Here is a 25,167-nt window from a genome sequence, read left to right on the forward strand (position 1 = left end):
CGCACGCAACAGCCCCCAATGGACCCTTCCCCCAGTACCAGCTTCCTGACTTACTTCGCCGATTTCGGCCTCATCCTGTTTGCCCTTTTCCTCGTGCTGCTCAACGGCTTCTTCGTGGCCGCCGAGTTTGCCATGGTCAAGCTGCGCTCCACCCGGGTGGAGGCTATTGCCGACCAGCACGGCTGGCGCGGGCGCATCCTGCGCACTGTGCACAACCAGCTGGATGCCTACCTTTCCGCCTGCCAGCTGGGCATCACCCTGGCCTCCCTGGGCCTCGGCTGGGTCGGTGAGCCGGCCTTCGCTCATCTGCTACAGCCGCTGCTCAGCTACATCGGGATCGAGTCGGAGAAGCTGGTCCACGGCATCGCCTTCTTCACCGCGTTTTTCATCATCTCCTACCTGCACATCGTGGTAGGCGAGCTGGCGCCCAAGTCCTGGGCGATCCGCAAGCCCGAACTGGTGTCGCTGTGGACTGCTGCGCCGCTGTATGCCTTCTACTGGCTGATGTACCCGGCGATCTGGCTGCTCAACGCCAGCGCCAACACCATCCTGCGCATCGCTGGCCAGGGCGAACCCGGCCCGCATCACGAGCATCACTACAGCCGCGACGAACTCAAGCTGATCCTCCACTCCAGCCGCGCCCGCGACCCCAGCGACCAGGACATGCGCGTGCTGGCCTCGGCAGTCGAGATGGGCGAACTGGAAGTCGTCGACTGGGCCAACTCGCGGGAGGACCTGATCTTCCTCGAGCATGATGCCCCGCTGGCCGACATCCTCACGATCATCCGTCGCCACAAGTACAGCCGCTATCCGGTCTTCGACAGTCGCAAGGGCGAGTTCATCGGCATCCTGCACATCAAGGACCTGCTGCTGGCGCTCGCGGCCCTGGACAGCCTGCCGGAGACCTTCGACCTGGCCGAACTGACCCGTCCGGTCGAGCACGTCACCAAGCACATGCCGCTATCACGCCTGCTGGAGCAGTTCCGCCAGGGCGGCGCGCACTTCGCCCTGGTCGAGGAGGCGGACGGCAAAGTGGTGGGCTTCCTGACCATGGAAGACGTGCTGGAAGTGCTGGTCGGCGATATCCAGGACGAACACCGCAAGACCGAACGCGGCGTGCTTGCCTATCAGCCAGGCAAACTGCTGGTGCGCGGCGACACCCCGCTGTTCAAGGTCGAGCGCCTGCTGGGTATCGACCTGGATCATGTCGAGGCCGACACCCTCGCCGGCCTGATCTACGAAAGCCTCAACCGCGTCCCGGAAGAGGAAGAAGTGCTGGAAACCGAAGGCCTGCGCATCATCGTGAAGAAGATGAAGGGTCCGAAGATCGTCCTGGCCAAGGTGCTCAAGCTGGATTGAGCACCAGACCCTGAGGGCCGCAGGCCGCCCTCCAGGCCCCTGCAATTCCCAGCTGCCCCAACCCTCTTCCGGAGGGCAAGGGGGCAGGTTGTGCATGGGATACGCTCCCTACTCCCCACCCACCGCGAAGTTCGGCAAGGTGTCCACCGGCTGGGCGAACTGAAAGGGGATCGACTCCAGCGCGAGGCCCATGTTGCGCTGCACGACGAAGTGCAGGTGCGGGCCGGTGCTATTGCCAGTGTTTCCCGAGCGCGCGATATGTTCGCCAATCATCACGTGCTGCCCTTCCTGCACCTGCACCGAGCCACGCATCAGGTGCAGGTAGACCCCCATGGTGCCGTCGTCATGCAGGATGCGCACGAAGTTACCCGAAGGATTATTGCCCCGACCGCTCTGGTTGTTCTCGGTCTTCACCACCACGCCGGGGCGCGCTGCAATGATCGGGGTGCCCTCCGGCATGGCGATGTCCAGGGCATAGCGGCCCTTGGGCGTGAAGTGGCTGTAGCGACCGTTGGCGCCCTGGGTGAGGCGGAAGGGGCCACCACGCCAGGGTAGCGGGTAACGGTAGAGCGCCGGCTGCTGCCGCGGATCGCCGAGGGCATAGCGCAGCTTGGGCTTGTAGTGCATGGGGCGAGAGGCGTCCGCAGGTGCCAGCGTGGCCATGCGCATGGAGCTGCGCGGCGCCAGCACCCAGCGAATCGGCTTGCCTGGCGCACCGGAAACGTTCTGAGCCTGCTCGATGCGCAGCTCCACTTCCACTGGCGCGTACAGCTCGTTGCGCAGCAGCAGGGTTTCACCCGCAGCATGCTTCTTGGTTTCCAGTTTCACCGCGAGGTCGAGGCGTTCGACCATACGGTCGCGGAAGACGAACACCTGCGCACCGGCCACGGCCTGGTCGGTATAGGTCACCACGCCATTGGCGTCGGTGTACTTGTAAATGGTCAGCGCCGAGGCAGGCAGTGCCGCCGTCAGCAGAACCGAAAGGAAGAAGAGTCGTCCTGGCATCTCGGATTGTTTTTTCCTGAGCTCCCGAAAGCCGAAGACTAGCAGCGCCGCCAGCCGTCCGCGAGACACTGGCAGTCCGGCTGTGACGCGGTTGGCTTGGTGTTCACGCCCCGGGGACGAAATGCTTCTGCGTCGTGCCTCGGGCAATCAGGCGCGACAGGTAATCCAGCTTCTGCGGATCGCGGTCGACGAAGCGGAAGGTCAATTGCAGCCATTCGCTGTCCGGCCTGGGCTCCAGCGCCGCCACGGCGTGCAGGTAGCCATTGAGCCGAGCGACTTCGCCGCCCTCGCCCTGCTCTAGGTCGAGCACCGCGCTTTCAAGCACCTGCGGCAGCAGCTCGCTGCGCTTCACCACCAGCTGGGCATCCTTCAGGCTGAGCGCCTTGATCAAGCAGCCAAGAACCCCTGCGGGCAAGCGCAACTGGGCCTGGCCACGCCCACCGGGAGCCTGTGCGGCAGCCTTGGCCGAAGGGGTTGGCGCCATGGGCCGGGCAACGGGAGCTGCAGGGTTAACAGCAGGCTTGATCACCTCGGCCTTGCCGCCCGTCAACGCTGCCAGGGAGTCGTTGGCGAAGCCTCCGGCATTGGGCAGCCTGGGTGCAGCAGCCGCAGCCAGACGTTCGAGCTTGCCAGTGCGGGCCAGGGCCTTCTTGACCTTGGTGACCAGCTGATCGTTGGAAAAGGGTTTGCCGATGTAGTCGGTGACACCGGCCTGGATGGCCTGGATGACGTTCTCCTTGTCGCCACGGCTGGTCACCATGATGAAGGGCGTCGTCTTCAGGGCGTCCTGCTCACGGCACCAGCTGAGCAGCTCCAGGCCCGACAGCTCGGGCATTTCCCAGTCGCAGAGAATCAGGTCGACGGTTGCGCGGGCGAGGAACTGCTGGGCCTTGCGCCCATTGATGGCTTCCTCGATCTGGATGCCGGGCAAGTGATCACGCAGGCCTTTTTTCACCAGATCGCGAATAAACGATGCGTCATCCACCACCAGCACATTGACCTTGCTCATCGACCGCCCCCCGGAAAACGGCCCTAAGCATAGCCTCGCCTGATAGCTGTTTGCCAAGTCTGTTTCCGCTCACGACTTGCCGATCACCTGCCAGAAACGAAAACGCCCGGCCAAGACCGGGCGCTTCTGTACGAAGGCGATCAGTTGCCGCCGTTGCCCTGCACTTCTTCCTGCATGCGAGCCAGCCCCAAGTGCCGGACGTCTGTGCCGCGCACGAGGTAGATCACCAGCTCGGCGATGTTGCGCGCATGGTCGCCGATCCGCTCCAGCGAACGCAGCGCCCAGATGACATTGAGCACACGGCTGATGGCGCGCGGGTCTTCCATCATGTAGGTCACCAGCTCGCGCAACGCGGTCTTGTACTCGCGGTCGATGGTCTTGTCGTACTTGGCCACCGAGAGCGCCAGGTCGGCATCGAAGCGGGCGAAAGCGTCCAGGGCCTCCTGGACCATCTTGCGCACCTGGTCGCCGATATGCCGCACTTCGACATAGCCGCGCGGCGACACACCTTCCTCGCAAAGCTGGATGGCGCGGCGGGCGATCTTCGAGGCTTCGTCACCGATGCGCTCGAGGTCGATCACCGACTTGGAGATGCTGATGATCAGGCGCAGGTCGGAGGCCGCAGGCTGGCGGCGGGCAAGGATGCGCACGCACTCTTCGTCGATGTTGCGCTCCATCTGGTTGATCTGGTCATCGACTTCACGAACCTGCTGGGCCAGACCGGAGTCGGCATCGATCAGTGCGGTGACGGCATCGTTGACCTGCTTTTCGACGAGGCCGCCCATCGCCAGGAGGTGGCTGCGCACTTCCTCCAGTTCGGCGTTGAACTGCTGGGAGATGTGATGGGTGAGGCTGTCTTTGTCGATCATCTTGATGTCCTTGGGCGTGCGTCTGTCTCCCCACTCCCGTCGGGAGTGGGGCCGGGGGCGAGGGATACCCGGCACGGCCTGCGATATCCCTCACCCTAAGCCTCTCCCAGAGGGAGAGGGGACGGTCCTGGTTAACCGTAACGACCGGTGATGTAGTCTTCAGTCTGCTTCTTGGCCGGGTTGGTGAACAGCGTATCGGTATCGCCGAACTCGATCAGCTTGCCCATGTACATGAAGGCGGTGTAGTCGGAAACGCGCGCCGCCTGCTGCATGTTGTGGGTCACGATGACGATGGTGTACTTGTTCTTCAGCTCGTAGATCAGCTCTTCCACCTTGAGGGTGGAGATCGGGTCCAAGGCCGAGCAGGGCTCGTCGAGCAGCAGAACCTCGGGCTCGACCGCAATGGTGCGGGCGATGACCAGGCGCTGCTGCTGGCCGCCGGAGAGGCCGAGGGCGGATTCGTGCAGGCGGTCCTTGACCTCGTCCCACAGCGCCGCGCCCTTGAGGGCCCATTCGACGGCTTCATCGAGCACGCGCTTCTTGTTGATGCCCTGGATGCGCAAGCCGTAGACGACGTTCTCGTAGATGCTCTTGGGGAACGGGTTGGGCTTCTGGAACACCATGCCCACGCGGCGGCGCAGCTCGGCCACGTCTTCGCCCTTGCGGTAGATATCCTTGCCGTCCAGGCGGATCTCGCCGTCGACGCGGCAGCCATCGACCAGGTCGTTCATGCGATTGAAGCAGCGCAGCAGGGTGGACTTGCCGCAGCCGCTCGGGCCGATGAAGGCGGTAACGCGCTGCTTCGGGATGTTCATGGCGACGTTGTGCAGCGCCTGCTTGTCACCGTAGAACAGGCTCAGGCCCGGGACTTCCAGGGCGACGGTTTCTTCCGCCAGGCGCAGGTTCTGCTTGTCGCGGCCGAGGGCGGAGATGTTGACGCCGTGGCTGTGGGATTCGTGTTGCATGCTGTGCTCCACTTTCTAACTCGGTTTCACCCGCCAGGCGCGAGCGCTGCTCAGCGCCTGCGGGTCGATATTGTGCGAGCCCGGGCTCGCGTCTTTGAATGTCTTAGCTGTCCAGCGCCTTGTACTTCTCGCGCAGGTGGTTACGGATGGCCACGGCGGAGAAGTTGAGCAGCGCGATCACCAGCACCAGCAGCAACGCGGTGGCGTACACCAACGGCCGCGCGGCCTCGACGTTCGGGCTCTGGAAGCCGACGTCGTAGATGTGGAAGCCCAGGTGCATGATCTTCTGGTCCAGGTGCAGGTAGGGGTAGTTGCCATCCAGCGGCAGGCTGGGCGCCAGCTTCACCACACCCACCAGCATCAGCGGGGCCACCTCACCGGCGGCACGGGCCACGGCGAGGATCAGGCCGGTCATCATGGCCGGGCTGGCCATGGGCAGCACGACTTTCCATAGGGTCTCGGCCTTGGTCGCGCCGAGGGCCAGGGAGCCTTCGCGCACGGCACGCGGAATCCGCGCCAGGCCTTCCTCGGTGGCGACGATCACCACCGGCACGGCGAGGATCGCCAGAGTCAGCGAAGCCCAGAGCAAGCCCGGCGTACCGAAGGTGGGCGCCGGCGCCGCTTCGGGGAAGAACAGCCGGTCGATGGAGCCGCCCAGCACATAGACGAAGAAGCCCAGACCGAACACGCCGTAGACGATGGCCGGAACGCCTGCCAGGTTGTTCACCGCGATACGGATCACGCGGGTCAACAGGCCCTGCTTGGCGTACTCGCGTAGGTAGATGGCGGCGATCACGCCGAACGGGGTCACGATCACCGCCATGATCAGGGTCATCATCACGGTGCCGAAGATGGCCGGGAAGATACCGCCCTCGGTGTTGGCCTCACGCGGGTCGTCCGCGAGGAACTCCCAGAGCTTGGTGAAGTAGAAACCCAGCTTGTCGAACAGGCCCATGCTGTTGGGCTGATAGGCGTGCACCACCTTGCCGAGAGTGATTTCCTGCTCCTGGCCACCCGCTTCGCGCACCACCACGCTGTCGCGGTTGAATTCCTGGTGCAGGGACATCAGCTGGCTTTCCAGCGCCTTGTAGCGGGCATCCAGCGCGGCGCGTTCGGCAGCGATGTCGGCCTGGGCCGCATCATCCAGCTCCCCCTTGAGCTCCAGCTTGCGAGTTTCCAGACGCAAGCGCTCGAGGCCATGGTTGATGGCGCCGATTTCCTTCTTCTCCAGCCTGTAGAGTTGGTCGTACAGATCATTGACCCGCTGCAGGCGTTTCTGCAGCTCCGGCATCACGGCCTCGCCCTCTGCGACGACCTTGCCACTTTCCTTCACGCTCACCAGACGACCGTAGAAATTGCCCCACTCGCGGCGCTCCATGGCCACCAGTTCGGCAGGGGTCTTCTGCTCTTGCAGCCAGTCACCCACCACCCAGGTAAAGTCGCTGCCGTAGACGTCGCGGTTACCGACCTTGAGCAGCTCACGGGTCATGAACTCCGGGCCGTCCTCGGGTACCGGGAGGCCGGCGCCCTTGAGGCGGGCACGCGAGACTTCCTCGACCTGCACCGCCTCGGCAATCACCTGCTTGGCGGGCTGGCCCGGTACCACGTAAGTGGCCTCAACCAGATCGGCCGGCCAGAAGTGGCCAAGGCCACGCGTGGCGATCACAGCTAGCAGGCCGATGGTCATGATGACTGCGATGGATACCGCGCCACCGCTCATCCAGACGCCTGGTGCGCCGCTCTTGATCCAGTTTTTCAGGGAAACCTGCTTCACGGATTTCTCCAACTCTTTAGGCTTTCAACTCCTCCCGCCCAAGGGCCGGAGGATTCATGTTTTGTTCCCTTCTCCCACCGGGGAAGAAGGGCAGAAGCGCCTCTGCCGAGGCGCGTTTTCATAGAGACGCGTACTTCTTGCGCAGCCGCTGGCGGATCAGCTCGGCCAGGGTGTTCATCACGAAGGTGAAGGTCAGCAGCACCAGCGAGGCGAGGAACAGCACGCGGTAGTGAGTGCCGCCCACTTCGGACTCGGGCATTTCCACGGCCACGTTGGCGGCCAGGGTGCGCATGCCTTCGAAGATGTTCACTTCCATCACCGGGGTGTTGCCGGTGGCCATCAGCACGATCATGGTCTCGCCCACGGCACGGCCGAGGCCGATCATCAGCGCCGAGAAAATGCCCGGGCTGGCAGTGAGCAGGACCACGCGGGTCATGGTCTGCCACGGCGTGGCGCCCAGTGCGAGGGAACCGTAGGTGAGGCTCCGCGGCACGCTGAAAACGGCGTCTTCGGCGATGGAGAAGATGTTCGGGATCACCGCGAACCCCATGGCCAGGCCGACGATCAGGGCGTTGCGCTGGTCGTAGGTGATGCCCAGGTCATTGCTGATCCACATGCGCATGTCACCACCGAAGAACCAGTTCTCCAGCAACGGGCTCATGCCCAGGGCGAACCAGGCGGTGAAGCCAACGACAGGAATCAGGATCGCCGCTTCCCAGCCATCCGGCACACGCAGGCGGATCGACTCCGGCAGGCGGCTCCAAATAAAGCCAGCCAGCAGGATGCCGATCGGCGTCAGCAGCAGCAGGCTGAAGATGCCTGGCAGATGGCCTTCCACATAAGGTGCCAGGAACAGGCCGGCGAAGAAGCCGAGGATCACGGTCGGCAAGGCTTCCATCAGCTCAATGACCGGCTTGACCTTGCGGCGCATGGCCGGAGCCATGAAATAGGCGGTATAGATCGCCGCGGCAATGGCCAGCGGCGCGGCCAGCAGCATGGCGTAGAAGGCCGCCTTGAGGGTGCCGAAGGTCAGCGGAGCCAGGCTCAGCTTAGGCTCGAAATCAGTGTTGGCCGCAGTGGACTGCCAGACATGCTTGGGCTCGTCATAGCTCTCGTACCACACCTTGCCCCACAGTGCGCTCCAGGATACTTCCGGGTGCGGGTTGTGCAGGCGGAACGGCAGCAGCTGGTTGCCCTCCTCCACCACCACGCGGTTTGCGCGCGGCGACAGGGCCATCAGACCGGCGCCATCGGTGACCTGCTCAGTCAGTAGGGTCCGGCCGGCGGTGCTGTGGAAAACCCCCAGCTTGCCGCTGGCATCCAGAGCGATGAAGCCTTTGCGACGCTCTTCGGGGCTGATCTGCACGATGGCCGCATCGCCCAGCTGGAAGTCGCGGATGCGCTTCAGGCGCGGCTCGCCATCCGGATCGCGGGCCATGAACCACTGGGCGATTCCGCCCTTGGAGTCACCGACCATCAGGGAGATACCGCCCAGCAGCAGACCGCTGGCTGTGACGTCGCTATCGCCATCCTCGAGCAGTTTGTAGCGGCCGTTCAAGGATTTGCCGGTGAGGCTGAACACGTCCACCTGGGAGCGGCCGTTCAGGACATAAAGCCATTGCTGGCGTGGGTCGGCGAAGATCGCCTTGATCGGCTCGACCATCTGCGGCAACTGGATGCTGTTCTGCTCCAGGGTGGTTTCCCCGGTCAGCATGTTTTCCACGCTGGCCAGCTCCTGGACGTGCAGCTCGTTGCCGCTGGAGCCAGCCAGCAGCAAGGTGTCGTCATTCACGCTGACCGCTACGTGTTCCAGTGCGTGCCCGTTCGCATTCAGGGCAACCGGGGCCTCGCCGTAGGGGAAGCTCACCTGCGGGGTGATCACACGCTGGTTGTCGGGGTAGGTGACCTTGTAACTGTGCTTGAACAGCAGCACCTGGCCATTGGACAGGCCCAGAGCCACCAGCGGGCTGCCGGGCTGGTCCTGGCCGATCGAGGAAACGACGACGCCGGCCGGCAGGGGTAGCTTGACCCGATTCAGTTCAGCCCCGTCCTTGACGGCGAAGAACAGCGCCTCGCCCTTGTCGGATACGCGCACGCCGACCTGGTTCTGCTCTTCCACCGCCAGCAGCAGCGGCTTGCCGGCGTCCTGCTGCAGCCAGGCCGGGCTCTGGGCCTTCTTTGCGGTCAGCTCGGCGCCCTGGAAGAGCGGCAGCACCACATAGGCCAGGTAGAAGAAGATCAGGGTGATGGCCCCGAGAACGGCAAGGCCACCAACCAGCACATACCAGCGGGTCAGGCGGTCCTTCAACGCACGGATACGACGCTTGCGCTGCAGGGCAGGCGTATTGAAGTCGATCCGGGCGGGGTTCTTCGGGGTCGTGATGGAGTTGGCCAGGTCAGTCATGGATTCGGGCTCTGTTGCCACAGGCTGCTCGTGGGGGCTCTTGGATTCGCGAAGAGCCTACGACCAACATGTGACAGAAAAATTACAGCGAGTTGACGTGGCGAAGCCCACCCTGAGCGACATGCCGGGCGGGCCTCTGCGTCGGGGGTCTCCCGCCGCCTTTGCGTCCTTGCGGAGCGGCACATGTGGGCCGCTCCCCTATCCGGGCTGGATTACAGGCCCAGATCCTTCAGCGTCTTCTCGGCCACCTTGGCCGGAACCGGGATGTAGCCGTCCTTGACGACAACTTCCTGGCCTTGCTTGGACAGCACCAGCTTGACGAACTCAGCCTCCAGCGGGGCCAGCGGCTTGTTCGGCGCCTTGTTCACGTACACGTAGAGGAAACGGGACAGCGGGTAGCTGCCGTTCAGCGCGTTCTGCTCGTTATCCTCGACGAACGGACCACCTTCCTTCTTGGCCAGGGCAACAGTCTTCACGCTGGAAGTCTTGTAGCCAATGCCGGAATAGCCAATGCCGTTCAGCGACTGACTGATGGACTGCACCACGGAAGCGGAGCCCGGTTGTTCGTTCACGTTAGCCTTGAAGTCGCCTTTGCACAGGGCTTCTTCCTTGAAGTAACCGTAGGTGCCGGACACCGAGTTACGGCCGAACAGCTGGATCGGCTTGGAGGCCAGATCGCCTGTCACACCGATATCGCCCCAGGTCTTGGCGTCGCTCTTGCCACCGCACAGACGGTTGGCGGAGAAGATCGCATCAACCTGCTGCATGGTCAGGCCTTTGATGGGGTTGTCCTTGTGCACGAAGATCGCCAGGGCGTCCACGGCCACCGGGATGGCGGTCGGCTTGTAGCCATATTTCTCTTCGAACGCCTGCAGCTCGACGTCCTTCATCTTGCGGCTCATCGGGCCCAGGTTGGCGGTACCTTCGGTCAGAGCCGGCGGCGCGGTGGAAGAACCGGCGGCCTGGATCTGAATGTTCACGTTCGGGTACTCGCGCTTATAAGCCTCGGCCCACAGGGTCATCAGGTTGGCCAGGGTATCGGAGCCAACGCTGGAGAGGTTGCCGGAGACGCCAGTGGTTTTCTGGTAGGCCGGAATGGCCGGGTCGACAGCAGCGACCGCGCTGGCGGTAGCAACGCCGGCGGCGACGAAGGTCAGGGCCGCCATCAAACGCTTCAGTTTCATGCCTTGCTCCTAAGCAGGACGGAGTTGAATGGAACGGGGGCCAGTATCGGCAGGCCGCATGAACACTCTATGAATGGATTGTGACAATTGGATGAAAGGCCATCACTCCGATGTCAGCAACTAGGCAGAGGGATGCAAAGGCAGGCCGGCTCCCCTCTACCACTTGCGGGAGAGGGGGCGGGGGAGAGGGGCTAGTGTCGGAGCGGCATAAAGGCAGAAAGCGCCGCGGGCAACCTGGCGTTGTCTGCGACGCAGGACGATCAGCGTCCTTTCTTCAGCAGGTACAGGCCGATCAACATGGCCACGCCGCACAGGGTGGCCACGTAGTAAGCCGGGCCCAGGCTGTCCCACTTCATCAGCAGGGATACCACCATCGGCGTCAAGCCACCGAAGATGGCGTAGGCCAGGTTGTAGGAAAACGACAGCCCGGAGAAACGCACGACCGGCGGGAACGCCTTGACCATAACGTACGGCACGGCGCCGATGGTGCCGACAAACAGGCCGGTCAGCGCATAGAGCGGGAACAGCCAGTCCGGATGCGCCTTCAGGCTGGTGTAGAAGGTCCAGGAGCTGATGGCCAGCAGCAAGCCGCCGACCAGGAAAGTACGCCCGGCACCGACGCGGTCAGCCAGCGCACCGGAGGCCACGCAGCCAATCGATAAGAGCACGATGGCCAGGCTGTTGGCCTTGAGTGCCGTGGCGGCATCGAAGCCATAAACGGTCTGCAGCAGGGTCGGGGTCATCAGGATCACGACGACGATGCCGGCCGACAGCACCCAGGTCAGCAGCATGGACAGCGCAATCGCGCCACGATGCTCGCGCAGCACTGTCTTCAGCGGAACCTCATCGGCCAGCGCCTTGCGCTGCTGCATTTCGGCGAATACGGGTGTCTCATGCAGCCAGCGGCGCAGGTACACGGAGAACAGGCCGAACACGCCACCAACCAGGAACGGCAGGCGCCAGGCCCACTCCTGCACCTCGGCCGGGGTGTAGAGCGTGTTGATCAGGGTCGCCATCAGCGAGCCCAGCAAGATCCCGGCAGTCAGGCCCGAAGTCAGGGTGCCGCAGGCATAGCCGGTATACCGTGCCGGTACGTGCTCAGCCACGAAAACCCAGGCACCTGGCACCTCACCGCCAATCGCCGCGCCCTGCACCACGCGCATCGCCAACAGCGCCAGCGGGGCCCAGATGCCGATCTGATCAAAGGTTGGCAACAGGCCCATCACCAGGGTCGGCACCGCCATGAGGAAGATGCTCAGGGTGAACATGCGCTTGCGCCCCAGCAGGTCGCCGAAGTGTGCCATGACGATGCCGCCCAGCGGACGCGCCAGGTAGCCTGCGGCGAAGATCCCGAAGGTCTGCAGCTGGCGCAGCCATTCCGGCATTTCCGCGGGGAAGAACAGCTTGCCGACCACCGCCGCGAAGAACACGAAAATGATGAAGTCGTAGAATTCCAGGGCACCGCCCAGTGCGGACAGCGACAGGGTTTTGTAATCGCTACGGGTCAGAGGGCGCGAAGCGGGCGCCTCGGAGGCAAGCACGGAAGACATGTTGGAATTCTCGAGGTAAGGCAGGGGCCGTGTATCCGCTGCATGGGCGGAAAATCGCTTCGCAACATATCAAAAAGCGCCAGATGTACACAGTCTTCGCCACAAATGCCTCCACGGCGCGACCCAGCGGTCGTCTCGCGCCGCCCCGACCTATATACTGCGCAGAGTTCAGCGCGGGTCGACGTGCAGTGGGTCGGCTGGCGCACCGGGTAGCTGGGGCAACACGCCCCCGCTCCATGCATTGGCGCCACAACCTTTATTCAGGCAATCCCCGCATGATCGACATCGAAGAAGAAGAAAACCTTACTCCCCAGGGCGACCTGGCCCTGCAGATCACCGCGCTGCCGCGCGAAACCAACGGTTTCGGCGACATCTATGGCGGCTGGCTGGTTTCCCAGATGGACCTGGCCGGCACCGCCATGGCCAGCAAGGTGGCCGCCGGCCGCGTGGCCACGGTGGCCATCGACCGCATGGCCTTCCTTGTACCAGTGGCAGTCGGTGCCCAGCTCTCCTTTTATACGCAAGCCCTGGAAATCGGTCGCAGCTCGATCCAGATGCTGGTCGAGGTGTGGAGCGACGACCCTCTCTCCAGCGAATGGCGCAAGGTCACCGAGGCGGTCTTCGTGTTCGTCGCCATCGACGGCAGCGGCCGCACCCGCCCGGTCCCGCCGCGCCGGGGCTGATACCTCCACAAGAATCCGCCCCAACGCCGCCCCTCTCCCTCCGGGGGCGGGGCAGGGGCGGGCCACCTTCGGGTGAGGGAATTCGTGTTCGGCACCGTTACGATCACTAGCACCTGCCCTTCCCTTACACCACTATTCAAACCTCAGCGCCAGCACCGGATGCAGCCGTGCAGCCCGCCGTGCCGGAGCCAGGCCGGCCGCCATGCCTACCAACGCCGACAGCAACAACGCCAGCAGCACCAGCGGTGGACTGAGACTGAGCGGCAGCCCCGGCACCAGCCAATGCAGCAGCACCAGCAGGCCCCCGGCAAGCAATACGCCCAGCACCCCGCCCAGTAGCGACAGCAGCGTCGCCTCTGCCAGGAACAGCCCCAGCACCTGCCGTGGCGCAGCACCCAAGGCTCGCAACAGGCCAATCTCGGCGGTCCGCTCGCCCACAGTGGTGGTCATGATAGTGAGGATGCCCACCGCCCCCACCAGCAGCGAAATACCACCCAGGGCGGAGATGCCCAGGCTAAGCGTGGCGAGGATTCGGTTCAGGCTGCCCAGCAGGTCGCTTTGCGAGGTCAGCCGGAAATCTTCGCGACCGTGGCGGGCAATCAACAGCTGACGCACCTGCTCGCTGAAACGCTCTGCCTGGATACCGCTATCGAACAACACATGGGCCTTGACCAAGCCATTGCGATTGAACAGGCGCTCCGCCCGGTCGACCGGAATATAGGCAATGTCATCGAGGTCGAAGCCGAGCAGGTTGCCCTTCTGTTCGATCACCCCGATCACCCGAAAACGCATACCGCCGACACGCACTCGCTGCCCCACCGGATTACGCGAACCAAACAGCTCCTGGCTCAAGCGATGGCCCAGGACCACATAAGGCGGCGTGCTACCGGATTGTGACTGGGGCAGAAACTGCCCCAGCGCCACCCGCGCCCTCCAGGCCTGCGCCAATTGGTGGCCGGTGCCCAGAATGTCGACCCGGCGCTTGCGCTGCCCGGCCTGGATATCGCCGTTGCCCTGGATGATGGGCACCACCGCTTCCACATGGGGCAAACGCCGCAGGGCCTCGGCGTCGGCCAGGGTCAGCGGCCGGGCGCTAGCCAGCAGGCCACCGATGCCGCCGGTCTGCACGGCACCCGGACGCACCGTCACCACTCGCGTGCCGAACTGGGCGAAACTGTCCAGCACGCGACCGCGCAGCCCTTCGCCCATGGCGGTGAGCAGAGTGACGGCGGCGATGCCGATGGCGACCCCGAGCAGGGTCAACAGGCTGCGCAGCGGCTGACTGGTCAACGAGGAGCCGCACAGTCCCAGCCCATCACGCCAGCGCATCAACGACTGCCTTGCGGCCGCAAGGCGCGCACTGGCGCCTGCGCCGCCGCGTGGCTGGCCGGCAACCAGGCGAACAACACTGCCACAGTGACCGCCAATGCTGGAGCGCCGAGCCGCGCCCACCATGGCGAGATCAACGGCAGGTCGCTGGTCAGCCGCCCGATCCACAGCAGGCCTTCACCCAGCAGCAGACCCAGGCCGGAACCGAGCAAGGCCAGCAGCACAGCCTCACCCAGAAACAACAGACGCACCTGCCCGGCGCGCGCTCCGATGGCCTTGAGCAGGCCGATCTCGGCCGTGCGCTGCAACACGGCAATCCAGGTGACATTCATGATCAGGATGCCGGCGACCAGCAGACTCACCGCCGCCACCCCGGCCAGGGCCAGGGTCACGGCGCCGAGAATGCCGTCGAAGGCCGCCAGCATGGAGTCCTGGCTGATCACGGTGACGTCCTCCTCGCCCTGGTGACGGTCCGTAAGGGTCGCCAGGATCTGCCGGCGGGCGCTCTCCTGATAGCTGGGGCCGCGCGTTTCGACGAAGACCCGGAACAACCCTTCGCGGTCGAACAGCGATTCGGCACTGGCCACCGGGATGATCAAGGCTTCGGCGAAGTCCATGCCAAGGGACTCGCCACGGTCGTCGAGGATGCCCACCACGCGGAAGCGTCGGTCACCCGCGCGCAGCCACTGGCCCAACGCTGGAGATTTGCCGAAGAGTTCAGTACGCAGGCGACTGCCAATTACACAGACATTCTCTTCCCGGTTGGCTCTGCGCTCCGGCAACGGCTGGCCCTGGGCCAGTTGCAGTTGGCGGATGGCGAAGAAGTCGCGAGTCGTGCCGAGGGTCAGGGCCTCGCGGTTGCGGTTGTTGCGGCTGATTTCCAGCAACCCGGCGTGCAACGGCGCCACCCGGCGCACCGCCGGGAGCCGGCCGAGGGCGGCAGCATCGGCGCGGGTCAGCTCGCGCGGTGCCATGCCGGTGATCGGCGGCACGCCGCCGGTGGTTTCATTGCGACCGGGCAGGACGATCAGGATGTCCCGGCCCAGCAGGGAGAACTCTCCGAGGATATAGGTCCTGGCACCCTCCCCCAGCCCCCCGAGCAGCGTGACCGCAAAGACGCCGATGGCGACCGCCAGCAGAAGCATGGCGCTGCGCCGGGCATGGCCACGCAAGGCTCCCAGCCACAGGTGCCAGGTATCGCCAGCGCCCATCAAGCCGCGCCCGGCCGACTGTCGCTGAGGATGCGTCCGTCACGCATCTGCACCTGCCGCATGGCGCGCTCAGCGTAGTGGCTGTCGTGAGTCACCAGGATCAGCGTCAGGCCATCTCGGTTCAGCTCCTCCAGCAGCGCCACCACTTCGGCGCCAGACTGGCTATCGAGGTTGCCGGTCGGCTCGTCGGCCAGCAGCAAGCGAGGGTGCATCACCATCGCCCTGGCGATGGCCACCCGCTGACGCTGGCCACCGGAAAGCTCGGCCGGATGGTGATTCAGGCGATCACTCAGCCCCAGGCGCTCTGCCAGGTCTCGGCTGCGCTTGTGCCGCTCGACCAGCGGTACGTTGGCCAGCAGCATGGGCAGTTCGATATTCTCCAGCGCCGTCAGCCGCGGAATCAGGTGGAAGGATTGGAACACGAAGCCGATTTCGCGCCCGCGCAAGGCCGCCCGGTGCGCTTCGTCGAGGGTCGCCGTGGGGGCCTCGTCGAACCAGAACTCGCCGCTGTCCGGGGCATCCAGCAAGCCAAGGATATTCAGCAGCGTCGACTTGCCCGAGCCGGATGCGCCGGTCACCGCCACGTATTCGCCATCCACCACGTCCAGGTCGAGGGCATCGAGCCCCAGGACCCGTTGATCGCCCAGCTGGAAGCAGCGACTGACCTGATGCAGGCGGATCACGGCGCCACCTTCTCGCCAGGTTCCGGCTGTGGGCTGACCACCGCGCCATCCTCGACGCCATCGTCTTGCAGGCTGGCAATGATCCGATCGCCAGCGGCCAGGCCACCCTTCACTTCGCTCCAGCGCCAGTTGGCCAGGCCGATCTCCACCTTCTGCTCACGCAGGTGGCCATTGCCAGGGTCGTAGCGCAGCACCCTGCCGCCCTCGAGCAGACTCTCTGTAGGCACCCGCAGCACCTGCGGACGTTGCGCCAGGAGTATCTCCACATCGGCGCTATAGCCGGTGAGCAACGGGAGATCCGGTGGTACCTGTTCGAAACGCACCTCGACATCGACAGTACGCGCCTGCTTTTCCAGCTCGCGCACGAAGGGGGCGATGCGGCTTATCCGGCCTTCGAAAGTGCGTTCGCGGAACGCATCCAGGGTTATGCGCACGGGCATGCCCGGCCGCACCCGCGCTGCATCCACTTCATCTATGGGTGCTTCGACGAACAGGCATTGGTCATCGATCAGGTCCACCGCAGGCGGCGTCGGAATACCCGGAGGCGAAGGAGTGACCACCTCCCCCAGTTCGCCATTGATCTCGGCGACGATGCCGGCGAAAGGTGCGCGCAGAGTGGCTTGGTCCAGCTGTGCCAAATGCAACGCCAGACTGGCTTCGGCCTCACGAATCTTCGCCGCGCTGCCAGTGCACAGCAGTTGCGACAGGCTCGAGCGGGTCTCGCTCTGGTCAAGCACATCCTGGGAGGCCAGCTTGCGCTCGGCCAGATGGCGCAGGCGTTGCAAGTCACGCTGGTCCTGGGTGGCCTGACGGCAGCTCTGGTCGCGCAGGTTGTATCGGGCATCCAGACGCGCGCGGGCCTCGTCGACCCGCGCCTGCAGGTCGTCCTGGCGCAACCGCATCAAGACATCTCCTGCCTCGACCCGCTGGCCGGCATGGATCAGCAGCTCGCTGACCTGGCCACCCTGCTTGAACGACAAGTGCGAGCGCCGGCAGGCCTTGACCGTGCCTGCGCGGGTATTGGCCACCAGCGTTTCCACAGGGCCGTCGGCGACCTCGACAAGCTGCACAGGAATCGGCTTCGATCGGGCCCAGAAACCAAGCAGCGCCATCAAAACCGCCACAATAGGAATAATCATCAATACCTTGCGCATGCCGGCGTGCTCCCGATGCGAGCAGGTAAGCTGAGTCTAGGCCAGCCGTCGTAGCCTCTTTTGGCGGCGAAAGTGCGCCAACGGTGCCTGCGAACGACCAGCTCCGAAAAATTTTCCCGATGATTCAATGGTGCGGAGCCAGGTCCTGTAGCTGAATGTGCTGCGGGCGGTATCGGGAGCAGAGAACTTCAGGCGATTATCCGTTCTGAATACCCGACAAAAGGAATCGGGAAATGATCATCAAGGGCCGCTCCTGCTTGGAAACGGCAATCAAATCAATAGGAAACTGGTACCAACGTACGCCTCGGCGACGAACAACGGAGTACCGGCACGGGGCATGGCAAGGAGATGCCGGACGTTTTGGCGCTTGGAAAAGCCGCATCGGCGCGGTCCAATAGGTTTCATGAATCCGAGAAGGAGCAACACGATGTCCAGTCCCCTGGTTGAACGCACCGAACTCGACGAATTGACCTGCTGGCGCGTTCGCACCGCAGAAGCAGAACTGCTGATCGCCCAGCAGGGCGCTCAGGTTCTGAGCTACCAGCGCGATGGCGAACAACCGCTGATCTGGCTCAGCGAGCAGGCGGCCTATCGGCAAGGCCAGGCCGTGCGCGGCGGCGTGCCGGTCTGCTGGCCCTGGTTTGGCGATCTGCGACGCAATCCGCCGGAGGTCCAGGGGATGCATCAGGGCGGCCCCATCTGCCCGGCCCATGGTCTGGTGCGGGACAGCGACTGGGAGCTGCTGAACATCGACAGCGACGGCCCGGCAGTTCACCTGGCATTCGTCCTCGACACCCGCGCCCAACCTCTGCCCGGCTGGCCGCACACGGCTAAGCTGAGACTCGACATCCGCCTCGATGAGCGCCTGCAGCTGAACCTGGCCACCGCTAACCATGGCGATGCGCCCCTGGCCCTGAGCCAGGCGCTGCACAGCTACTTCGCTGTCAGCGATATCCGCCAGGCGCAGGTCGAAGGTCTGGACGGCTGCCGCTATATCGAGACTCTCGAAGACTGGCAACTGCGCAATCAAAACGGAAACATCGCCTTCAGCGGCGAAACCGACCGCATCTACCTGGGTACGCCCGATCGCATGAGCATCCTCGATCCGGGCTGGGGCCGACGCATCGACCTGGAGGTCAGTGGCTCGAAATCGGCCGTGGTGTGGAACCCCTGGATCGACAAGGCCAAACGCCTCAGCCAATTCGCCGATGACGCCTGGCAGCGCATGCTGTGCATCGAAACCGCGCGGGTGATGGACGACTTCCTCGTCTTGAAGCCGGGCGAGAACCACAGCATGAGCCTCTCCATCGCCAGCCACTCACTGTAAGTGGGCCCAGCTACGGCCCGGTGCATAACTTCGGGCATCCCTCCTCCAACCCCTCTCCCAACGGGAGAGGGGCCAAGAAGAGCACCTCGGCTTCAGAGGTCCCCTTCCTCCACCAGTCGCACCACGCCAGCGTCCATGGCGTAGGCCGCGTCCGCGAGGTCGTTGCTGACCTGTTCGACCTTCAGCGGCCCCTCGATCCAGATCGGCGCATAGATGTCATCCAGGGCGATGCCCTTCGGGTAGCGCACCAGCACGATCTGGTTGGGCGGCGGCGGCGGCACGTGGATGCAGGCGCCGGCATAAGGCACCAGGAAGAACAGCGTGCTGTGCCCCTTGGCATCCGTCTCCAGCGGCACGGGATAGCCACCCAGGCGAATCTGCTTGCCATCGAGGGCCGCCACCGTCTTGGCCGAATACATCACCGCGGGCAGATTCTTGTCCCGCTGCTTGAGGCCGCCTTGCTGGTCGAAGGTGCCGTCGGCCTCGGGAGTGTCATGGCTGATCTCCGGCATCTCCTCCAGAGCCTTGCGGTCCTCGGGAGGCATCAGCTCCAGCCAGTCGGTTTCCGGGGTTTCGGCACGGGCGAGGGTACAGCACAACAGCAGGACAAGGCAGGCAAGACGGCGCATGGAAAGGGCTCGCGGGCAACGGCAGAAAAACAGGGACTAAGACTAACGCCCGTACTCGGCAGTTCCCAGCCCTGCCCGCGAGCGGTCAGCTCTTCTTGATGAAGGACAGCACCACCAGCAGGATCACCGCACCGATCACGGCACCGATGAAGCCGGCCGTCTGCCCGACCTGATAGATACCCAGCGCCTGCCCGCCGTAGGTAGCCGCCAATGAGCCGCCGATGCCGACCAGGATGGTCATGATCCAGCCCATGCTGTCATCGCCGGGTTTGATGAAGCGTGCAATCAGGCCGACGATCAGGCCGATGAGGATGGTACCGATAATGCCCATGGCATGCCCTCCGTTGGATTGGGTATGTCTGAGCCTAGTAGTCGGAAGCGAGCGCCGCCATCGGCCGCCCGATCAGGGGCGGCCATGGTCGAATCAGGCCTTGGCGATCAACGCCTCGACCTGGGCGATCTGGCGATCGAGGGTGACGCGATCGGCGCAGCGCAGCGTGGCATGGCCCACTTTGCGACCGGCCTTGAAGGCTTTGCCGTAGTGATGCAGGTGGCAATTGTCGATGGCGATCACTTTATCCACAGGCGGCACTTCGCCGATGAAGTTCAGCATCGCGCTCTCGCCGACCTTGGCGGTCGAGCCCAGTGGCAGGCCGGCAACGGCGCGCAAATGGTTCTCGAACTGGCTGCACTCGGAGCCTTCAATGGTCCAGTGGCCGGAGTTGTGCACACGCGGGGCGATCTCGTTGGCCTTCAGGCCACCGTCCACCTCGAAGAACTCGAAGGCGATCACGCCCACGTAGTCCAGCTTCTGCAGCACGCGACCGACGTAATCCTCGGCCAGGGCCTGCAGCGGATGCTCGGTGCTGGCCACGGAGAGGCGCAGAATGCCGTTTTCGTGAGTGTTGTGCACCAGCGGATAGAAGCGCGTTTCACCGTCGCGGCCACGCACCGCCACCAGCGAAACCTCGCCGGTGAAGGGCACGAAGCCTTCGAGGATGCAGGGCACGCTGCCCAGTTCGGCGAAGGCACCAACCACGTCTTCAGGCTGGCGCAGGACCTTCTGGCCCTTGCCGTCGTAGCCCAGGGTGCGGGTCTTCAGCACAGCCGGCAAGCCGATGCTGGTGGCTGCCGCATCGAGGTCGGCCTGGGACTGGACGTCGGCGAAAGCCGGCGTGGGGATGCCGAGGTTCTTGAACATCGACTTTTCGAACCAGCGGTCACGGGCGATGCGCAGCGACTCGGCGCCGGGATAAACCGGCACGAACTGCGAAAGGAACGCCACCGTCTCGGCCGGCACGCTCTCGAACTCGAAGGTCACCAGGTCCACCTCGTCCGCCAGCTGCCGCAGGTGGTCCTGATCGCTGTAATCGGCACGGATGTGCTCGCCGAGAGCAGCGGCACAGGCGTCCGGAGCCGGATCGAGGAAAGCGAAGTTCATGCCCAGGGGCGTCCCCGCCAGGGCCAACATGCGGCCCAGCTGGCCGCCACCGATAACGCCGATTTTCATGGGTCAGGCCTCACGCGGGTCCGGGTTGTCCAGCACCATGTCGGTCTGTTCGCGACGGAAGTCCTTCAGTGCCAAGTGGTATTTCGGGTACTTGCCGCCGAGGATGCTCGCCGCCAGCAGCGCGGCGTTGATCGCGCCGGCCTTGCCAATGGCCAGGGTGGCGACCGGGATGCCGGCAGGCATCTGCACGATCGACAGCAACGAGTCGACGCCCGACAGCATGGACGACTGCACCGGCACACCAAGGACCGGCAGGTGGGTCTTGGCCGCGCACATGCCCGGCAGGTGGGCTGCACCGCCGGCACCGGCGATGATCACTTCGATGCCACGGCCTTCAGCCTCTTCGGCGTACTGGAACAGCAGGTCCGGGGTGCGGTGGGCGGAAACCACCTTCACCTCATGAGGAATGCCCAGCTTGTCCAGCATATCGGCGGTGTGGCTGAGGGTGCTCCAATCGGACTTGGAGCCCATGATCACGCCTACCAGTGCGCTCATCGTCGTGCCTCTTCGTAAGTACGAAAACCAACAAGCCACGCAATGGCGTGGCTTGTAGCAAGGTAGGCCGGGCTGCGCGGGTGCGCGACCGGCCGAAGGCCGCGCAGTATAACGCAAAGCCGCGCCAGGCGTGCATCTGCCGTAACCACTCGTCAGGCTCTGGACGTGGTCGGCGCTTGAGCCGCAAAACCTTGCGCTGGCGCAAGATACGTCAGGGGCAGGCCGGCACAATCCAACCTCCAACCATGGAGGTTCATGTCATGCCCAAGACCATGAAAGCCGCGGTGGTCCACGCCTTCGGCGAGCCCTTGCGAATCGAGGAAGTGAAGGTCCCACTGCCCGGCCCCGGCCAGATCCTGGTGAAGATCGAGGCATCAGGCGTCTGCCATACCGACCTGCACGCCGCTGAAGGCGACTGGCCGGTGAAGCCCAGCCTGCCCTTCATTCCCGGCCATGAGGGCGTGGGCTACGTGGCGTCGGTAGGTCCCGGTGTCACCCGCATCAAGGAGGGCGACCGCGTCGGCGTGCCGTGGCTCTACACGGCCTGCGGCTGCTGCGAGCATTGCCTGACCGGCTGGGAAACCCTTTGCGAGAGCCAGCAGAACACCGGCTACTCGGTGAACGGCGGCTATGCCGAATATGTGCTTGCCGACCCAAACTTCGTCGGACTGCTACCGAAAAACGTCGAATTCGCTGAGATCGCGCCCATTCTTTGTGCGGGCGTCACCGTCTACAAGGGGCTCAAGGTGACTGGCGCGCGGCCCGGCCAGTGGGTAGCCATTTCCGGCATCGGCGGCCTCGGCCATGTGGCCGTGCAGTATGCCCGCGCCATGGGCCTGCACGTGGCCGCCATCGACGTCGACGACGCCAAGCTGGAACTGGCCCGCAAGCTGGGTGCCAGCCTGACCATCAACGCCCGCAACGAAGACCCCGCAGCAGTCATCCAGCGGGACATCGGCGGCGCCCACGGCGTGCTGGTCACGGCGGTATCCAACAGTGCCTTCGGCCAGGCCATCGGCATGGCCAGGCGCGGCGGCACGGTGGCCCTAGTGGGCCTACCGCCAGGCGATTTCCCCACGCCGATCTTCGATGTGGTGCTCAAGGCCATCAGCATCACCGGCTCCATCGTCGGCACCCGCGCCGACCTGCAGGAAGCCCTGGATTTCGCCGAGGAAGGCCTGGTGAAAGCCACCATCCACCGCGACAAGCTGGACAACATCAACGGCATTTTCGATCGGATGCGCGCCGGCAAGATCGAAGGCCGCATCGTCGTGGAAATCTAGGCACCCCGGAGCCCGTAGGAGCCAGCTTGCTGGCGAACAGCCCTCCCCCTTCGTCAGCAAGCTGGCTCCTACAAGTTTTGCGGTTTCCCGTGGCGATGCCCCCTTCAAGCTTGCGCGCCCGAGCGCGTCGGTCTCCAAGCGAGTTCCCGTACAAACATTCAAGCAACATCCCACAAAGGGACTGCTGGCATCCCCCCCCTATCCCGCCTGGCCCACTAGAATCGTGGACCCAATCGAAACAGCCAATCAGCCCAACGCCATCAGCCCTTCCGGGACATTTTCTGTCTGCCTGCGGGAAGTGCCGTGACGGGCGAAGGCAGGACATGGACGGTTCAACGGCGATGGCAAACCAGACTCCAAACCCTTTATCCAATCCAGAACGCCCACGGCGTTTTACCGCGCCTGCGCCGACTACAGCGCTCGAACAGGCGCCGAGAGGGCCAGGCTGCCCAGCCAAGTGCCTCCTCGCGACCGTCGCCTGCATCCTGCTGGCGTTGACGATCAGCGCCAGCGCATGGGCCGATATCAGCTTCGATGGCCCCACCCGTTTCATCTTCGAGGGCGACCAGAAGCAACTGACGGTGGTTATCGTCAACGAAGGCGATGAAGTCGCTCTGGTTCAAGTGACGCTCGGCTGGGGGGATGGACGCGACTCAGCCGAACCGCCCATGGCCATCTCACGGCCACTGCTGAAGATCCCCGCCCATGGCAAAGCCTCGGTGGACATCCTCTACCAGGGTCAGGGGCTCCCTGTTGACCGGGAGTCTTACTTCTTGCTCAGTGTGCTGGAGGTCCCAAAGCAAGCATCGGCAAAAAACGTCATCCAGATCGCCCTGAAACACAATCTGAAGTTGTTGTATCGCCCAAAGTTGCCCGGCACGCCGTTGTCGGCAGCGGAATCGCTTCGCTGGACCCGTGCAACTGGAGCCGGATCCGTCCCGCTGAAGGCCCACAACGACTCCCCGTATTACATGACCCTGACCGACATCGAGCTACAGGACGGGCAGGGCAACGCCTGCGGAGCCCAGACAAAACACCTGATGATCGCCCCGTTTTCCACCCTCGACCTGTCCGTTCCCGATTGCCAGGAAGCAGTGACCACGCTGACTTACAGCTACATCGACGACGGCAACATTGCCCACCCGCACCCTGCGCCCATCAATGCACATTGATATTTGCCGAGGCCGCTTTCAATGAGACTCACGTTATTCGCCATCACCGCATTGCTCGCCTGCTGGTACACCCCTGAAAGCCCCGCAGCATATAGCCAGTACGCCTGTGACACCATCTGGGGTAGTTGGAATGTCCAGCAACTGGGCATCGATGAGAGCGTCCTCGTTCCCAAATCCGTTCCGGCCGGCACCATCTTCTGGCGTTCACCTGAACAACACCTCGATTACAACTGCTGGCTTGGCCCCAAAGCATTCTCGACCTACTTCTTCCTCAATCCAAACAACACGAACCTTGGCCCCGATGTTGATGTGGGCGTCACCCTCAATGGCAGGGATTACCTCACCTCCAGCAAGCAAAAGGTGCTTGCACACTATTTTCATGCCAACAATACCTTTCCTGGCCAGATCGAACTCAACGACTTCAGGTACTACACCACTTCCGTGTATCTGGTGAAGAAATCAGCGGCCGGCCTGCCGGAGAAAGACACAAAGGTCTCACTCAGCAGTTTCACGCTGTATCGCATCGGCAAGGAAGACATGTCGATTGCCCAATCGCTTTCCGTTAGGCCCGGGCGGTTGGACACAGGCGTCATCCCTTGCCAATCCACGGTCAGCATCAGTCCTACGACGATCGATTTCGGTAACGTCAGCTCGTCCAACGCAACGGCGGGACAAGAAATTGCTCGAAGAACCTTTCGCATCGCCGAGCAGCGAACCTGCACCAGTCCGACCATTTATGGCCTCAATGGCATGCTGACGCCGACGAGCAATGCCACCCTGGCGGATAACCAGGGCACGTTGGTGCCAAACGACAATAGCTCGGTGGGCATCTCCGTCTTCGATCAGGAAAGCCAGAACCCGATTCCTTTCGAGCGCCAGTTCACGATCACCCCGCGCATGGATACCGCCGGTAATGTCCGCGAATTCGAAGCCAGCCTGAAATGGCGCACCAGCGCGCCCAAGCTGGGCGAATTCAACGCGGGTGCAGTGCTCGAAGCGTTTTACCGCTAACTCAGTCCTCGCTGCCCAGACCCGCCTCCAGCTTGCGCCACAGCAGGCGCACTGCCGCCGCATACCACCAGGTCACCGCGCGCCAACTCGGCCTGGGCGCTGAAGCGCGGCACCCAGGCCACCCCCAGGCCTTGCAGGGCCATGCTCTTCAGGCTGTCGGCCATGGCCGTCTCGAAGTCGGTGGTGGAGCGCAGGGCGCGCCGACCTGCAGGAAGCCCTGGACTTCGCCGGGGAGGGCCTGGTCAAGGCCACCATCCACCGAGACACGCTGGACAACATCAACGGCATTTTCGATCGGATGCGCGCCAGCAAGATCGAAGGCCGCATCGTCGTGGAAATCTAGGCACCCCGGAGCCCGTAGGAGCCAGCTTGCTGGCGAACAGCCCTCCCCCTTCGTCAGCAAGCTGGCTCCTACAAGTTTTGCGGTTTCCCGGGGCGATGCCCCCTTCAAGCTTGCGCGCCCGAGCGCGTCGGTCTCCAAGCGAGTTCCCGTACAAACATTCAAGCAACATCCCACAAAGGGACTGCTGGCATCCCCCCCCTATCCTGCCTGGCCCACTA

General features: G+C 63.9%; 22 protein-coding genes and 2 pseudogenes. 7 read left to right on the forward strand and 17 right to left on the reverse strand.

What is annotated here, in order from left to right; translation table 11 throughout:
• The first annotated feature begins 18 nt into the window (after positions 1 to 18).
• Positions 19 to 1,359 carry a hemolysin family protein gene (locus J7302_RS07425; RefSeq protein WP_215372383.1) on the forward strand — a complete coding sequence of 447 codons (1,341 nt, stop codon included), beginning with the start codon at positions 19 to 21 and terminating at the stop codon, positions 1,357 to 1,359.
• Between the two features lie 108 nt (positions 1,360 to 1,467).
• Here the strand turns inward: J7302_RS07425 and J7302_RS07430 are convergent, their stop codons facing one another.
• From J7302_RS07430 to J7302_RS07465, 8 genes are all read right to left on the reverse strand, one after another.
• A complete protein-coding gene (locus J7302_RS07430) occupies positions 1,468 to 2,364 on the reverse strand; it encodes a peptidoglycan DD-metalloendopeptidase family protein (RefSeq protein WP_215372385.1) in 897 nt (298 codons plus the stop codon).
• 103 nt (positions 2,365 to 2,467) lie between these two features.
• Positions 2,468 to 3,373 carry a response regulator gene (locus tag J7302_RS07435; protein WP_215372388.1) on the reverse strand — a complete coding sequence of 302 codons (906 nt, stop codon included), beginning with the start codon at positions 3,371 to 3,373 and terminating at the stop codon, positions 2,468 to 2,470.
• A 140-nt stretch (positions 3,374 to 3,513) separates the two neighbouring features.
• Complete coding sequence (phoU, locus tag J7302_RS07440) at positions 3,514 to 4,242, reverse strand: phosphate signaling complex protein PhoU (protein ID WP_215372391.1); 729 nt, start codon at positions 4,240 to 4,242, stop codon at positions 3,514 to 3,516.
• A gap of 131 nt (positions 4,243 to 4,373) precedes the next feature.
• On the reverse strand, positions 4,374 to 5,207 hold the full coding sequence (gene pstB / locus J7302_RS07445; RefSeq protein WP_215372393.1) for a phosphate ABC transporter ATP-binding protein PstB: 834 nt from the start codon (positions 5,205 to 5,207) through the stop codon (positions 4,374 to 4,376).
• Positions 5,208 to 5,310: 103 nt separating this feature from the next.
• A complete protein-coding gene (pstA, locus tag J7302_RS07450) occupies positions 5,311 to 6,927 on the reverse strand; it encodes a phosphate ABC transporter permease PstA (RefSeq protein WP_215372515.1) in 1,617 nt (538 codons plus the stop codon).
• Between the two features lie 172 nt (positions 6,928 to 7,099).
• On the reverse strand, positions 7,100 to 9,385 hold the full coding sequence (locus J7302_RS07455; RefSeq protein WP_251701891.1) for an ABC transporter permease subunit: 2,286 nt from the start codon (positions 9,383 to 9,385) through the stop codon (positions 7,100 to 7,102).
• 212 nt (positions 9,386 to 9,597) lie between these two features.
• A complete protein-coding gene (locus J7302_RS07460; protein WP_215372403.1) occupies positions 9,598 to 10,569 on the reverse strand; it encodes a phosphate ABC transporter substrate-binding protein PstS family protein in 972 nt (323 codons plus the stop codon).
• 260 nt (positions 10,570 to 10,829) lie between these two features.
• Entirely contained in the window at positions 10,830 to 12,119 is a 1,290-nt protein-coding gene (locus J7302_RS07465; protein WP_215372405.1) for an MFS transporter, read from the reverse strand.
• 275 nt (positions 12,120 to 12,394) lie between these two features.
• Here J7302_RS07465 and J7302_RS07470 point away from each other — a divergent pair, with 275 nt between their 5' ends.
• The gene (locus J7302_RS07470; protein ID WP_016495420.1) at positions 12,395 to 12,802 is read left to right on the forward strand and encodes an acyl-CoA thioesterase; all 408 of its coding nucleotides are present in this window, start codon (positions 12,395 to 12,397) and stop codon (positions 12,800 to 12,802) included.
• Positions 12,803 to 12,934: 132 nt separating this feature from the next.
• Here J7302_RS07470 and J7302_RS07475 read toward each other — a convergent pair whose 3' ends face one another.
• From J7302_RS07475 to J7302_RS07490, 4 genes are read right to left on the reverse strand one after another with little or no spacing between them, the layout of a single operon-like run.
• Positions 12,935 to 14,131: an ABC transporter permease gene (locus J7302_RS07475; protein ID WP_215372408.1), complete on the reverse strand. Its 1,197-nt coding sequence runs from the start codon at positions 14,129 to 14,131 to the stop codon at positions 12,935 to 12,937.
• Complete coding sequence (locus J7302_RS07480) at positions 14,131 to 15,342, reverse strand: ABC transporter permease (protein WP_215372410.1); 1,212 nt, start codon at positions 15,340 to 15,342, stop codon at positions 14,131 to 14,133. Before J7302_RS07480 ends, J7302_RS07475 begins: the two co-directional genes overlap by 1 nt.
• Complete coding sequence (locus J7302_RS07485) at positions 15,342 to 16,025, reverse strand: ABC transporter ATP-binding protein (RefSeq protein WP_215372412.1); 684 nt, start codon at positions 16,023 to 16,025, stop codon at positions 15,342 to 15,344. The genes J7302_RS07480 and J7302_RS07485 overlap by 1 nt, the downstream gene beginning before the upstream one ends.
• The gene (locus J7302_RS07490) at positions 16,022 to 17,179 is read right to left on the reverse strand and encodes an efflux RND transporter periplasmic adaptor subunit (RefSeq protein WP_215372414.1); all 1,158 of its coding nucleotides are present in this window, start codon (positions 17,177 to 17,179) and stop codon (positions 16,022 to 16,024) included. The genes J7302_RS07485 and J7302_RS07490 overlap by 4 nt, the downstream gene beginning before the upstream one ends.
• Before the next feature lie 427 nt (positions 17,180 to 17,606).
• On the opposite strand from J7302_RS07490, the gene J7302_RS07495 reads away from it, so the two are divergent.
• On the forward strand, positions 17,607 to 18,506 hold the full coding sequence (locus J7302_RS07495) for a D-hexose-6-phosphate mutarotase (RefSeq protein ID WP_215372416.1): 900 nt from the start codon (positions 17,607 to 17,609) through the stop codon (positions 18,504 to 18,506).
• A gap of 92 nt (positions 18,507 to 18,598) precedes the next feature.
• Here the strand turns inward: J7302_RS07495 and J7302_RS07500 are convergent, their stop codons facing one another.
• From J7302_RS07500 to purE, 4 genes are all read right to left on the reverse strand, one after another.
• Positions 18,599 to 19,135: a DUF3299 domain-containing protein gene (locus J7302_RS07500; RefSeq protein ID WP_215372418.1), complete on the reverse strand. Its 537-nt coding sequence runs from the start codon at positions 19,133 to 19,135 to the stop codon at positions 18,599 to 18,601.
• An 85-nt stretch (positions 19,136 to 19,220) separates the two neighbouring features.
• On the reverse strand, positions 19,221 to 19,466 hold the full coding sequence (locus J7302_RS07505; protein ID WP_215372420.1) for a GlsB/YeaQ/YmgE family stress response membrane protein: 246 nt from the start codon (positions 19,464 to 19,466) through the stop codon (positions 19,221 to 19,223).
• A 93-nt stretch (positions 19,467 to 19,559) separates the two neighbouring features.
• On the reverse strand, positions 19,560 to 20,645 hold the full coding sequence (locus J7302_RS07510; protein WP_215372423.1) for a 5-(carboxyamino)imidazole ribonucleotide synthase: 1,086 nt from the start codon (positions 20,643 to 20,645) through the stop codon (positions 19,560 to 19,562).
• Positions 20,646 to 20,648: 3 nt separating this feature from the next.
• Entirely contained in the window at positions 20,649 to 21,140 is a 492-nt protein-coding gene (purE, locus tag J7302_RS07515) for a 5-(carboxyamino)imidazole ribonucleotide mutase (RefSeq protein WP_215372425.1), read from the reverse strand.
• Positions 21,141 to 21,400: 260 nt separating this feature from the next.
• Between purE and adhP the strand changes: the two genes are divergently transcribed.
• The 3 genes from adhP to J7302_RS07530 all read left to right on the forward strand — a co-directional run bounded on the left by adhP (position 21,401) and on the right by J7302_RS07530 (position 24,606).
• Complete coding sequence (gene adhP, locus J7302_RS07520; RefSeq protein ID WP_215372427.1) at positions 21,401 to 22,423, forward strand: alcohol dehydrogenase AdhP; 1,023 nt, start codon at positions 21,401 to 21,403, stop codon at positions 22,421 to 22,423.
• 341 nt (positions 22,424 to 22,764) lie between these two features.
• Entirely contained in the window at positions 22,765 to 23,595 is an 831-nt protein-coding gene (locus J7302_RS07525; RefSeq protein ID WP_215372429.1) for a fimbrial biogenesis chaperone, read from the forward strand.
• Between the two features lie 21 nt (positions 23,596 to 23,616).
• The gene (locus J7302_RS07530) at positions 23,617 to 24,606 is read left to right on the forward strand and encodes a fimbrial protein (protein WP_215372431.1); all 990 of its coding nucleotides are present in this window, start codon (positions 23,617 to 23,619) and stop codon (positions 24,604 to 24,606) included.
• A 1-nt stretch (position 24,607) separates the two neighbouring features.
• Here J7302_RS07530 and J7302_RS07535 read toward each other — a convergent pair.
• Positions 24,608 to 24,833, reverse strand: a pseudogene (locus tag J7302_RS07535) (LysR substrate-binding domain-containing protein); the annotation flags it as partial.
• Between J7302_RS07535 and J7302_RS07540 the strand changes: the two are divergent.
• Positions 24,803 to 24,949: pseudogene (locus J7302_RS07540) on the forward strand (zinc-dependent alcohol dehydrogenase); the annotation flags it as partial. The pseudogenes J7302_RS07535 and J7302_RS07540 overlap by 31 nt on opposite strands.
• Positions 24,950 to 25,167 lie beyond the last annotated feature (218 nt).

The sequence above is a fragment of the Metapseudomonas boanensis genome (assembly GCF_018704125.1).
In the GTDB taxonomy this organism is placed as follows: domain Bacteria; phylum Pseudomonadota; class Gammaproteobacteria; order Pseudomonadales; family Pseudomonadaceae; genus Metapseudomonas; species Metapseudomonas boanensis.

Bases quoted from the DNA above. Each gene is read 5' to 3' on its own strand.
- J7302_RS07425 (WP_215372383.1), top strand. From the start codon at position 19: ATGGACCCTTCCCCCAGTACCAGCTTCCTGACTTACTTCGCCGATTTC.
- J7302_RS07430 (WP_215372385.1), bottom strand. From the start codon at position 2,364: ATGCCAGGACGACTCTTCTTCCTTTCGGTTCTGCTGACGGCGGCACTG.
- J7302_RS07435 (WP_215372388.1), bottom strand. From the start codon at position 3,373: ATGAGCAAGGTCAATGTGCTGGTGGTGGATGACGCATCGTTTATTCGC.
- phoU (WP_215372391.1), bottom strand. From the start codon at position 4,242: ATGATCGACAAAGACAGCCTCACCCATCACATCTCCCAGCAGTTCAAC.
- pstB (WP_215372393.1), bottom strand. From the start codon at position 5,207: ATGCAACACGAATCCCACAGCCACGGCGTCAACATCTCCGCCCTCGGC.
- pstA (WP_215372515.1), bottom strand. From the start codon at position 6,927: ATGAGCGGTGGCGCGGTATCCATCGCAGTCATCATGACCATCGGCCTG.
- J7302_RS07455 (WP_251701891.1), bottom strand. From the start codon at position 9,385: ATGACTGACCTGGCCAACTCCATCACGACCCCGAAGAACCCCGCCCGG.
- J7302_RS07460 (WP_215372403.1), bottom strand. From the start codon at position 10,569: ATGAAACTGAAGCGTTTGATGGCGGCCCTGACCTTCGTCGCCGCCGGC.
- J7302_RS07465 (WP_215372405.1), bottom strand. From the start codon at position 12,119: ATGTCTTCCGTGCTTGCCTCCGAGGCGCCCGCTTCGCGCCCTCTGACC.
- J7302_RS07470 (WP_016495420.1), top strand. From the start codon at position 12,395: ATGATCGACATCGAAGAAGAAGAAAACCTTACTCCCCAGGGCGACCTG.
- J7302_RS07475 (WP_215372408.1), bottom strand. From the start codon at position 14,131: ATGCGCTGGCGTGATGGGCTGGGACTGTGCGGCTCCTCGTTGACCAGT.
- J7302_RS07480 (WP_215372410.1), bottom strand. From the start codon at position 15,342: ATGGGCGCTGGCGATACCTGGCACCTGTGGCTGGGAGCCTTGCGTGGC.
- J7302_RS07490 (WP_215372414.1), bottom strand. From the start codon at position 17,179: ATGCGCAAGGTATTGATGATTATTCCTATTGTGGCGGTTTTGATGGCG.
- J7302_RS07495 (WP_215372416.1), top strand. From the start codon at position 17,607: ATGTCCAGTCCCCTGGTTGAACGCACCGAACTCGACGAATTGACCTGC.
- J7302_RS07500 (WP_215372418.1), bottom strand. From the start codon at position 19,135: ATGCGCCGTCTTGCCTGCCTTGTCCTGCTGTTGTGCTGTACCCTCGCC.
- J7302_RS07505 (WP_215372420.1), bottom strand. From the start codon at position 19,466: ATGGGCATTATCGGTACCATCCTCATCGGCCTGATCGTCGGCCTGATT.
- J7302_RS07510 (WP_215372423.1), bottom strand. From the start codon at position 20,645: ATGAAAATCGGCGTTATCGGTGGCGGCCAGCTGGGCCGCATGTTGGCC.
- purE (WP_215372425.1), bottom strand. From the start codon at position 21,140: ATGAGCGCACTGGTAGGCGTGATCATGGGCTCCAAGTCCGATTGGAGC.
- adhP (WP_215372427.1), top strand. From the start codon at position 21,401: ATGCCCAAGACCATGAAAGCCGCGGTGGTCCACGCCTTCGGCGAGCCC.
- J7302_RS07525 (WP_215372429.1), top strand. From the start codon at position 22,765: ATGGCAAACCAGACTCCAAACCCTTTATCCAATCCAGAACGCCCACGG.
- J7302_RS07530 (WP_215372431.1), top strand. From the start codon at position 23,617: ATGAGACTCACGTTATTCGCCATCACCGCATTGCTCGCCTGCTGGTAC.